Source organism: Arenibacter catalasegens (assembly GCF_002909235.1).
Lineage (GTDB): Bacteria > Bacteroidota > Bacteroidia > Flavobacteriales > Flavobacteriaceae > Arenibacter > Arenibacter catalasegens.
The window spans coordinates 96566-108948 of sequence record NZ_PHQQ01000021.1 but is presented as its reverse complement, the minus strand read 5'-3'; the positions used below and the strand labels follow the sequence as shown (position 1 = coordinate 108948).

The 12383-nt window shown below is 42.8% G+C and carries 5 protein-coding genes; all 5 read left to right on the top strand.

Annotated elements, in window-relative coordinates:
* Positions 1–282 precede the first annotated feature (282 nt).
* The 5 genes from CWD90_RS15970 (at position 283) to CWD90_RS15950 (ending at position 12364) form a co-directional block, all read left to right on the top strand.
* Positions 283–1707, top strand: coding sequence for an L-serine ammonia-lyase (locus tag CWD90_RS15970; protein WP_103477075.1), 1425 nt, complete (start codon positions 283–285; stop codon positions 1705–1707).
* Between the two features lie 2517 nt (positions 1708–4224).
* Positions 4225–6471 carry a ligand-binding sensor domain-containing protein gene (locus CWD90_RS15965; RefSeq protein WP_103477074.1) on the top strand — a complete coding sequence of 749 codons (2247 nt, stop codon included), beginning with the start codon at positions 4225–4227 and terminating at the stop codon, positions 6469–6471.
* 54 nt (positions 6472–6525) lie between these two features.
* Positions 6526–8793, top strand: a complete 2268-nt coding sequence (locus CWD90_RS15960; protein ID WP_103477073.1) for a hypothetical protein — start codon at positions 6526–6528, stop codon at positions 8791–8793.
* 147 nt (positions 8794–8940) lie between these two features.
* Positions 8941–10227: a DUF3748 domain-containing protein gene (locus tag CWD90_RS15955; protein WP_103477085.1), complete on the top strand. Its 1287-nt coding sequence runs from the start codon at positions 8941–8943 to the stop codon at positions 10225–10227.
* A gap of 10 nt (positions 10228–10237) precedes the next feature.
* A complete protein-coding gene (locus tag CWD90_RS15950) occupies positions 10238–12364 on the top strand; it encodes a hypothetical protein (RefSeq protein WP_103477072.1) in 2127 nt (708 codons plus the stop codon).
* Positions 12365–12383 lie beyond the last annotated feature (19 nt).

Here is a 12383-nt window from a genome sequence, read left to right as displayed (position 1 = left end):
CAGTTCAATAGGAAAAATGAACCCGGTAGAATTTGAAAATAAAAAGAGATGTTTAAGGAAAAAAGAATCAATAAATGTATATTAACATTCAACTAAAAGCGGTCAATGCTATATAGGCATGGACATTATTCGAACCTTGAACTTTAAACCTCGAACCCTTCTTCCTTGCAAACTCCTTAATAACAATCAGATACCAAGTTCCCTACCAACTCCACTAAATCCCCACCACAATTCCCAATGGATAATCCTATATTTACCATATAAAATTAACCTCATTGATCCATGGAGTGCATTAGTGTTTTCGATATGCTTAAAATCGGTGTTGGGCCATCAAGCTCACATACCTTGGGACCGTGGCGTGCCGCAGAACGTTTTATTGGTGAACTTCTGGAAAAAAAGGTGTTCCGTTCCGTTACCCATATCCAAATTGAAGTATATGGTTCCCTCGCCTTGACCGGCAAGGGGCATGCCACCGATCTGGCCATCATGCTGGGACTCACCGGGGCTGACCCTGTCACCATTCCCATTAAAAATATTGACGGTATCATCAAAAGCATTCAGGATAGTAAAAAGCTGCTTTTGAACAATACGCTAGAAATTTCCTTTGACCCCAAATTGGATATTTTATTCCAAAGGCAATTTCTACCTTTTCATGCCAATGGCATTACTTTTACGGCTACCCTATCCAACAGCAAAATAATAAAGGAAACCTATTATTCCATTGGTGGTGGCTTTGTCGTTAAGGAAGAACTAAAAAGGTCCAAAAAGAAACTGGAAGTTTTCAAAGCCTTCCCCTATCCCATAGAGAAAGGAGTAGACCTATTGGCGGCCTGCAAAAAAGAAAATAAATCCATTTCCCAATTGGTGTTGGTAAATGAACGTTCCCTGCGATCGGATGCTGAAATAGATAAAGGACTACACCACATTTGGGATACCATGCTGGAATGCATGTACATTGGCTGCCATACAGAAGGAAACCTTCCAGGCGGACTAAATGTACGACGAAGGGCCTACGATACCCACATAAAATTAAAAGGGGACCTCCCCTATTCCACACCAGAGGAATGGCTGCTTACCATTAGAAATACTGAAGTTAAATTTAGGGCCATCCTCAAATGGGTGAGCTGTTTTGCCTTAAGTGTCAATGAGGTGAACGCCTCTTTGGGCAGAGTGGTCACCGCTCCTACCAATGGCAGTGCCGGGGTAATCCCCGCAGTCCTTATGTACTATATGGTTATTGAAAACCACGAGGCTACTTTTGAGCACATAAAGCAGTTCCTCCTGGTAGCGGGAGAAATAGGCAGCATTTTTAAAAAGGGCGCTACTATTTCTGCGGCCATGGGTGGTTGTCAGGCCGAAATAGGCGTTTCTTCTGCCATGGCGGCTGCAGCCCTGACAGAACTGATGGGCGGTACTCCGGAGCAAGTACTTATGGCTGCCGAAATTGCCATGGAGCATCACTTGGGCCTTACCTGTGACCCCATAGGTGGATTGGTACAAATACCTTGTATAGAACGCAATTGCATGGGTGCCATAAAAGCCATCAATGCTGCAGAATTGGCATTGGATTCCGACCCCGCCAATGCAAAAGTTCCGTTGGACAAGGTGGTAAACACTATGTGGGAAACCGCTAAGGATATGAGCACCAAATACAAGGAAACTTCCGAAGGCGGACTCGCCGTAGGGGTATACCTTAGTGATTGTTAGTGAACAGTGTTCTTCAGCCAAAAGCCATTAGGCATTAGGCAATAGACACTAGTTCAATGTCCAATGTTTGAAAGTTGAAAGTCGTCACTTCGAGTGATTTTATAGAGTGAAACGAAATAAAATTGTATCGAGAAGCACTCGAACTGACGAAAGATCTAAAACCGTCATTGCGAGCCTGCCAAGCCGCCAGGCTGGCGCAGCGCGGCAATCTGCATGTTCCTATCTAGAGATTGCTTCGTCGTTATCACTCCTCGCAATGACGGAACTTATCAGAACGTAACCAATTCCCCTCTTGGAAGAGCCTGTCCCGCTTTTTAGCGGGAGGTTAGGGGTGTGTTTCTCCCATTACATTATCCATTATCCCATTCCAAAGACCTACGTTTTCAATCCCTTCCGTCTTCCCACTTGAAAAAGCGGGAAGCCACCTGGTCCTCCCGCCGAAAACGCGGGACAGGCTTAACCAAGGGAAGGAGCTCCTTGTGTGACGTCATTGTTAGAGAAGCGAAGCAATTTGCTACTTACAGTGAACAATTAGCAATAAAAAAAATATTCAAAATTCTATGTTTTTGGAACAACGAAAAAAAACTCCTTCCCCTAGGCAGGGGATGGTGGCTTCGACATAGGAGAAGACGGAAGGGGTACGAAGCGTAGCAATCTGCTTGTTCCTATGAAGAGATTGCTTCGTCGCTATCACTCCTCGCAATGACGGAACTTATCAAAACGTAACCAATTCCCCTCTTGGGAGTGCCTGTCCCGCCTTTTAGCGGGAGGTTAGGGGTGGGTTTTTGACAGTTCAAAATTTAATGTTCAAGGTCCAATGTTCAAGGTCCTCGCGGAGATTGAGCGTAGTCGAAATCGAAGTAGCTGGTGGGCAGTTTGCAGTAAACAGTGGTCAGTTGACAGCCCCCGTCACTTCGAGTGATTTTATAGAGTGAAACGTAACAAAATTGATTTGAGAAGCACTCTGTTCTCGATACAAAATGGCTATCGCCATTTCACTCGAACTGACGGTGGTACTAAACCCGTCATTGCGAGCGCAGCGCGGCAATCTGTTTGTTACAGTAAACCGTAAACAGTAATCAATTAGCAATAATCAATATTATAGATCCAAGGGCGAAGGTCGAATGCCCGTCACTTCGAGTGATTTTATAGAGTGAAACGCAATAAAATTGTATCGAGAAGCACTCGAACTGACGAAAGGTCTAAAACCGTCATTGCGAGCCTGCCAAGCCGCCAGGCTGGCGCAGCGCGGCAATCTGCATGTTCCTATCTAGAGATTGCTTCGTCGTTATCACTCCTCGCAATGACGGAACTTATCAGAACGTAACCAATTCCCCTCTTGAGAGAGCCTGTCCCGATTTTTAGCGAGAGGCTAGGGGTGTGTTTCATCCATTACACTATCCTTTAACCCATTCCAAAGACCTACGTTTTCAATCCCTTTCGTCTTCCCGCTTTAAAAGCGGGCATCCACCTGGTCCTCCCGCCGAAAACGCGGGACAGGCTTAACCAAGGGAAGGAGCTCCTTTTGTTACATCATTGTGAACCTGTATATATGAAGACATTCGCATCACGCACCTATTAGGTGAGAATTCTTGTTGGGTTCAACAGCTAACGGCTCCCCTCTTGTAACGAAGAGGGGAATGAATTACCCCGCATTTGGGCGGGGAAAGAAAGGGGAGTTAGAAATCCCGAATCATTGTACCTCAACCCTATGTATTGGCACTTACCCAAGACTTGGGCTTTCAAAACCCTCCCTCTTCGCCTGATGCGAAGACACCTCCCTTCGTCACAAGGGAGGAGCTTTCCCTGTTCCGTCATTGCGAGCGCAGCGCGGCAATCTGCTTCTTACAGTGAACAGTTTTTAATAAACAGTGGTCAGTTAAAATTTCATATTCTAGGTCCAATGTTCAAAGTTTAATGTTCAAGGTAACTATCGGGAGTCCAAAAAGGGACTTTGTCGAAGTGACCAAAAGTCCTCCCCCTAACCCCCTCCCGAGGAGGGGGAATAAATCTTAAAAATATATTAACACATCCTAACAAATTCCCTCCCCTTGGGGAGAGCCTGCCCCGCCCTTTGGCGGGGGCTAGGGTGGGGTCCTTCAAGGGAAGGAGCCGAAAGTTTTAACTTAAAGTACCTTTTGAACAATACCCAATTAGCAATGCTTTATGCCCATTTTTACATTCACCCATTTCCAAATGGACACATTATCAAATTAACCTCTTCTAGCTTCCAAAAGATTTTCATTTCCCGAACACCTACTTCATCAATAATCAATTTCTTGCCAATTTCAATAGTCAGAAACATCCAAATTTCAATTATTCTAACACTTTATTTAAAAAATGAGGTAGAAATTAAGAATTAAGATAATATATGATGTAAATCATGTAAAATATAGGAAGTTCCCTACTCGCAAATAGGGTTTATTTGTAGAAGGCTGTTGTACCTTATTTATTGCATACCAATTAATACTAGTCATTGCACATCACGCATTTAATGCAACCATAATAATTAATTACATGAGAAAAAGCTTTCGCAATTTAATATGGGCCGTACTCTTGGTCACCATATCTTGTTCAGAATCACCTAAAAGTGAAACAAATACAGCATCGCTACCTGTTTATAAGGATGTACCTTACCTGCAGGATTATAGCATAAAATTCAACAAGCAAGAGGAAAATCTTATCTTGTCACAGGCCTTTATGGACCGTAATGAAGTTATCCAAGTGGCTTCATCGGAAGGCTTATTGCGCACCCACGACGGACAGTTCCTATATCCCGGAGTCCTTATTCAGGATAAGACCTACCGCCCGTTAACCGATAAGAATATTTCGGCAATGACCATATATAAAGATCAGTTTGTGTATCTAGATGATAAAGCGGTACTCAGTAACGCTTGGGCAGGTAGTCTTTACCTGAAACACGAATTACCGAAGGCCAATATAATTGCGGCAGGCAGCGATTTCGAATTTTTGATCAGTGAAGGCCAAAAACTTCAATATGTTTCCAAAAACAAGAAGAGTTGGATGGGAGCCCTTGACAAGGACAAGGTGATCGCAATTAAATTCAACCCTAAAAACAATACCTTCTGGATATTGGGAGACAAATCCATTGCTTCCTTCAACCCAAAAGATCAAAGCTTGAAAACGGTTTTCCAAAACGGTAATTTCACCTCCTTTGCCCTATTGCAAAACAAGTTGATACTTACCACTTTGGATGGATATTTGGAAGTAGATGCCACAACAGGAAAGCAAATTGGAGAAAAGAAAATCAAATTGCCGTGGACAGAAATCACCTATGTTGAAGAAATTGATGGCCACCTCTGGTTTGGATCCACCAAAGGAGCATTTATGCTCAAGAAAGATGGTAAATTCAATTATTATTATGGCAAACGCTGGCTGCCAAGCAATAAGGTAAAACATATATCCAAAGGCACCGATGGTTCTATCCTTGTATTGACCGAGGCCGGACTTGGACAAATAGTATATAGGGAAATGACCCTGTTCGACAAGGCCCAGTACTATGAAAAACAGGTACGCAATAGACATATCCGACTTGGGTTCAATGCGACTTTGGTAGGCATGGAAGATGGAAATTTTGATTCAGGGCGACTTTCCGATTCCGACAACGACGGACTTTGGACTACCATGTACCTAGCTGGAGAAGTTTTTCGTTATGAGGTGACCAAATCCGAAGATGCACTACAGAACTGTAGGGAGGCTATGGGTGCTATGGAAAGGTTGTTCAGCATTAATAATGTACCAGGCTTTCCTTCCAGATCCTTTGAAAGAAGTGGTTATAAAGAGCGCTTGCATGATCCTGAAAGATGGCAACCTGCCAATGATCCTGAATGGGATTGGAAATCTACCACTAGTAGCGATGAAGCCATTGGGCATATTTTTGCCTATGGCGCTATGGCCGAACTCATGGACAACGATCTTAAAGATCGCGCCATTGTACTTATAGACACTCTAATGAGCCATATTGTAAGAAACGATCTGTATATGGTAGATTTTGATGGCAAACCCACCACGTGGGGCCGATGGAATCCTGAATACGTAAATGAACGTCCAAAAATGGTAGGTGATAGAAAAATTAATGCCTCCAATATTATAGCAATGTTGCAAACGGCCTATCATTTTACAGGCAAGGAAAAATACAAGGAAAAAGCCTTTGATCTAATGGATAATCACGGTTATTTAGATAACCTAATGTGGCCCATGAAAGATGTGGCCAAAGCGCCGGATGATTCCGATGATTGGAGTAAGATGTTATCCGAATCTTGGAACCATTCCGATGATGAAATGTACTTTGTAGGATACTGGGGCCTTTATAAATATGCCTTTAACGACACCCTAAAAACAAAATTTAAAGACGCTATCATTGATCACTGGGAAATTGAAAGACCAGAAAAAGAAGGCGCTTGGAATATTATAACCGCCCTCACCGGAACACAGGAATTCGACTTGGAAGAGGCCGCCTGGTACCTTAGGGAACATCCCATGGATATGGTATCCTGGAACATTATGAACAGCCATAGAAAAGATGTCACCTTCTTGGAACCCAATTTTAGGGAACAGACCCTTAGTGAAGTGTTACCCCCGGACGAAAGACCGGTACAAAGACACAACGCCAATATGTTTAGATTGGACAGAGAATACGCCAAAGATGGTTCTGAAGAATTTTCTGCTGGCGATATCTGGCTATTGCCATATTGGATGGGAAGATATTTAGGGGTTATTAGTGAACCTATGCCCTCTAAGTAATAACGAGCGCTAAACTGTTTTAATAATTAATTTAATACTGAACAATATTTGCACGTGAAATACGGTATCCTCGGCATACTTGTCCTATGTATTTGGAGTTGTGGTAAGAACAGCGAAATTGCCATTGCTACAAATTCCAATTCAAATGGTCTACCCATTTACTTGGACACGCCATATGTTCAGGAATATGCCGTTAAATATAATCTGTCCGAAAATCAAAAGGCCTATGCGTTAAAGGATGTAATATCCAACCGCAATGGAAATATTCAAATTCTTTCCAACAAAGGCCTTTTGGTACCTGAAAACGGACAAATGTTTTATTCCGGAACACTTACTCCCGATATTTCCTACGGTCCCATGACGCCTAAGAATATTGCAGCCTTCACTAAATACAGGGAACACATAGTGTATTTGGACGATTCCTATGTATTTAGCAACGCATGGGCCGGAAAGCTTCAGATAGCACATGGTCTGGAGAATGCCAAGCTCCTGGCAGGTGGTGACGATTTTCATTTCTTGGTCTATAATGGAAAACGACTCTCCTATCTAAACCAGGATGGGGTAGAATTGGAATTGGCAGCCCATCAAGGTATTTCTCAGATTATTTATCAAGAAGCCGAAAAGCGATTTTTATTGATTTCCCCAGAAAAAATAACCGCATTTATTCCTGGTAAGCCATTAAAAGATATCTATGTGGGTTCAGAAATCAACTGTGCTACCTTGATCGATAATGGCAACAAAATAGTGATTGGCACCTCCAAAGGGTACTTTTTTTTAGGCGAGGACAAACTGGTTGACAAGCTGCCCTGGCCTAATATAACCACTATGGAGGAAATTAATGGATCTCTTTGGTTTGGGACAACATGGGGAGCCTTTAAGTTACTGGAAGATGGTAATTATGGGTACTATTCTGGGGAACGTTGGTTGCCGGGTAATGAAGTAATACGTATTACAAAAGGTCCTGAGGATACGATCTTGATCCTCACCGATAAAGGGGTGGGAAGTATTGAATCTAGCCTAATGACCCTCCAGGACAAGGCCATGTTCTACGAAAAGCAAGTCCGTGAAAAAAATATCAGATACGGCTTCAACTGTAGCTTAAGTAGGCTACCAAATGGGTACGCCTCCGCTGTAATGAAAGATCAGCCTAGTGACAACCTCTGGACGGCCATGTATCTGGTAAGTCAGTTATACCGGTATAAAGTAACGGGTTCGGAAGAAGCCAAACAAAATGCCTTTGAGTCATTTGAAGCCCTTGAAAGATTGCACCAAATAACAACGATAAAGGGCCTGTTTGCTAGAAGTTTTGAACGGGACTATAAAGTAACGGATGAAAAAAAGGAGGGTTGGCAAAAAAAGGAACTGCTTTCGGGTAGTCCTGCCAAACTTTGGCTCCCAGGCAACGACCATTCCAATTGGACCTGGAGGTCAACAGCAAGCAGTGATCAGACCGTGGGCCAAATTTTTGCGCTTACTGCCATCTTGGAATTAGTGGAAGATCAGGATTGGAGAGACCGTGCCTTGGAATGCTTGGACAATTTAATGGGCTATATTGTAGATAACGACTTCTATATTATTGATGTAGACGGCGAACCCACCCTCTGGGGGAAATGGAACCCATCCTATGTAAATGGCTTTCCCTCCAATGTTGGCGATCGTAGGCTGTACTCATCGAACATAATAGCTTTTCTGCAAACAGCCTATAAATTTACGGGGAAAGAAAAATATAAAACCAGTGCCTATCAATTAATGGAAGAACATGGTTATCTCAACAACCTGATGCATCCCATAAGCCAAATTGGTCCATCCGATGATGATGAGCTTAGTAAAAACTTGTCACATGAATGGAACCATTCCGATGACGAAATGTATTTCTTGGCCTATTTTGGACTATATCCCTACGCCTTCACCCCAGAATTGCAAAAGGATTACAAGAAGAGTATACAGGACCATTGGCAAGTGGAGCGACCTGAAAAAAATGCGCTGTGGAATTTCATATATGCTGCTACCGGTGCCGAAGAATTTGATTTGGACAATTCCATCTGGTTTTTGAAAACGTATCCTATGGATTTAAGAAATTGGAAAATGCAGAATTCCCATCGGAAGGACATTACATTGCTTTCCGATAATTTTAGGTTACAAACTACAAAGGAACTGTTACCGATGACCGAAACACCTTTGTACCGTCATAATGGAAATATTTTTGATCTAGATCGTGACGGTGATGGAAAACAACTGATCAGTGCCGGAGATACCTGGTTATTACCGTACTGGATGGGCAGGTATTTAGGGGTTATTAGTGCACCTCAAAAACAGGACTAAAAAATAGAATTTAATATATTAACAACCCAAGCAAGTGGTATGGACACGACAAAAATGCATTTAAAATTTAAATTTGAAAATAGACCAATTCTTCTATTATTCGTAACACCATTACTATTTAGTGCTTGTGGACAAGACAATTATAAAATGGAAAAACAAATAACCAATAATCTATCCTACAACCATGATCTGGACAGTAATGATAATTTTTCTCCGGATGATGAATGGTTGGTCTATGATACCAGAACTACTGAAGGTGGCATTGGCGCCAACGGTAAAATAGAAAAGATACATCTTAAAACCGGTAAAAAAGTGGTTTTATATCAATTGGAACAAAACCAGGCCTTTGGCCCAGGTGTTGGCGCCGTAAGTTATAGCCATTCCAATAATGAAGTGGTCTTTATACATGGCCTATTAAACTGTTCTCCCGAGCAACCTTACGAACAATGGCGAAGATCCGGGGTAATTATACAAGATGACAAACCAGGAGAGCCAATTTTTATGGATGCCAGGGATATCTCGTTTCCGTTTACCGTAGGAGCACTTCGAGGAGGAACGCACCGACATGAATTTAGCGGTGACGGGCAATGGATAGGTTATACCTATAATGATGCCATTATGAAAAAACTCGAGGATTCTACGGGCGTAACACATAATCTACGAACCATAGGGGTATCCAAAAAGCATCATCAAGTAATTGTTCCAGAATCCAAGGACGGTGAGAATTTTACCGGTGAGTGGTTCAGCGCCCTAGTGGTAAGAGTAGTTCCTGATCCATCGCCAGGTTCGGATGAAATTAGCAAAGCGGCCGGAGATAGTTGGGTGGGACATTACGGTTACCTAAAATCGGATGGTGCAACCCAAAGGGCAAGGGCCTTTATTGGGACAACCACCAACAAAAAAGGGGAGCAGATAGATGAGGTATATATCGTGGATATTCCAGAAGATATTACCATTCCAGGAGATGGTCCGCTTGAAGGAACAGAAACTACCATGCCCGCTCCCCCTATGGGAACGCAACAACGCAGACTAACATTCACATCCAATAATAAATATCCGGGCTGTGAAGGTATTGTCCGTTCTTCTTATGGAGGAAGCATGCTCGCCTATTTGGCCCAAGATGACCAGAACGTTAAACAGGTATTTACCATCTCTCCTTGGGGAGGGGAACCCGTACAACGCACTTTTCATGATTCGGATGTTCAAGGTGGAGTGCGTTGGCATCCCAAAGGACATAGCTTGGTCTATATTTGGCAGAATTCCCTGGTAGGCTTAAAAATGGACACCGGAAAAAGTATAGTCTTAACCAAGCCCAACCAAAATTCTCCTAAAAACCCAGTTTGGTCGCATGATGGGCGTAAAATTGCCTATAACCGTATGGTTTCAGACAATGAGCAAACATCGACAATGCAGATTTTTGTCATCGAACTTTAAGCAGACCAATATGAAATCAATTTCATTACTCATAACTTTTATTATTTTTTCCCTTGGCTCTTATGCCCAGGAAACCAAATTTCATCAGGACATTGCTGTTATTCATGGAAATACCGAAGGACTTCCCCAAGGAAACATCCACGACATATCCATATCCAATAATACGCCAATAGCAACAACCTCCAACGGGCAATATGAATGGAAAAATTCGAAATGGTCCTCTAATAACAGGCCAGCAATAACAATTCCCGCGCCTCGTTTTAAAGGTCTTCCTGAAAATTCCGGTAAGGTCTTGAGCTGGACAACTTATGATGATACCACCTACGTAGGATGCGAAAACGGACTTTATGTAAAAACCGGAAAAAATAAATGGAAACTGGAACTCCCCTCGGACGAAAATTACAGCTGGGCCTTAAAAGAGGTTGCCGCTTTAACGGTAGACTCCAATAACCAATTGTGGTTCGGTTCCAAGGAAGGTGTTGGTCGTTTAAACAAGGGGAGCTGGAAACTGTTTACAGGTAAGGAAGGAGTACCCTACAATCATTTCACATCTGCAGCTTCGGGCCCAAAAGGACAAGTCTGGTTTGGTACTGAGAATGGGGCCTTTAGGGTTGAAGATGATAAATTCTTTTATCGATCCAACCGCAGATGGTTACCGGATAACCATGTAAATGATATTGCCGTTGATTTGGAAGGAACGGCTTGGATAGCGACCACAAACGGTCTTGCCCAAATTATTTCCAAGGAAATGACCTATGCCGAAAAAGCCACCCATTTTACAAATCAGGTAGAGGAAAGACACAACAGGATGGGTTTTATTTGTCAAAGCCATCTTTCCGAACAGTTCAATATCAACACCAGCGAATTGGCTATTTCGGACAATGACGGTCAGTATACGGCCATGTACGGGGCAGCACAAGCATTTAGGTACGCACTTACCAAAGACCCCGAGGCCAGGGAACTGGCCAATAGAAGTTTTTACGCCCTAAAATGGCTGGTAGACATCACTTACGAGCCCGGATTTCCAGCAAGGGTAATCATCCCTGTAGATTGGCACGAACCTGTAAATGAGCAATACAGTAAGGAGTACAATCGCCGAAATCAGGCAAACGATCCCTTTTGGAAAGATATTTTTCCCCGTTTCCCACTCAGTGAGGACGGAAAATATAGATGGAAATGCGATACCAGCTCGGATGAGTTGGCCGGACATTATTTTTATTATGGGATTTACTATGATTTGGTAGCCGAGACCAAGGAAGAAAAAGATGCCGTTAAACAAGTGGTTGCCGATGTTACCGACCACCTTATTCGCCACGGTTTTAAACTGGTGGATTATGATGGAAAACCAACCCGTTGGGGGAGTTTTGATCCTGATTATTTTAATTCCATTTGGGGCTGGGACCAACGCGGTTTAAATGCCATGATGATGCTTTCCTTTTTAAATGTTGCATCACATGTTACCGGAGACTCCAAATATGAAGAAGTGGCCGAACAGCTGCGGGAAGAGGAAAATTACGATATCTACGCCATGCATGCCAAAGAATTTTTTCCACCGGAAAATGCGGTTCCATGGGATAACAACCTTGGATTAATGAGTCTTTATGGCCTAATAAATTATGAACAGCATCCTGAAAGACAAATTATGTACCGTATTGCCCTAGAAAATGCTTGGCTGCATATAAGCAAGCAGAAAAATGCCTTTTGGGACGGACTCTACGGTGCCATGACAGGCTTTTTCACCAAAAAAGTGGATGAGGGCTTTTTTAAGCCCGAGGAGTTATTTGTTGAAAATCCCTTATTTGCAAAGGCTTCCATAAACAGGTACTATAAGAGTAGTTTGGATACCCAATACATGACGGAAACTTTACAACGAATTCCCTTAGATCTCATTGGCTATGATATGGACAATACACACCGCCTTGATATTTTGCTGGACCCAACACCTGGCCAGTCAAAAGATATGGGCTGGGGCAATGATACCTATGCCTTACCAATAGACGAAAGAGGTCACGTAAGATTGGACCGTGATGCCACTGTTCTCCACGACAACGAAGGTGATGGATATGCGGAGCACGAAGGCACTTTTTACATACTGCCCTATTACTTAGCTACATACCACAAGCTACTTAAACCATAGACTATGTTGAAGATACAGG

Coding starts and splice junctions, on each gene's coding strand:
- CWD90_RS15950 (WP_103477072.1), top strand. CDS start 10,238: ATGAAATCAATTTCATTACTCATAACTTTTATTATTTTTTCCCTTGGC.
- CWD90_RS15965 (WP_103477074.1), top strand. CDS start 4,225: ATGAGAAAAAGCTTTCGCAATTTAATATGGGCCGTACTCTTGGTCACC.
- CWD90_RS15970 (WP_103477075.1), top strand. CDS start 283: ATGGAGTGCATTAGTGTTTTCGATATGCTTAAAATCGGTGTTGGGCCA.
- CWD90_RS15955 (WP_103477085.1), top strand. CDS start 8,941: ATGGAAAAACAAATAACCAATAATCTATCCTACAACCATGATCTGGAC.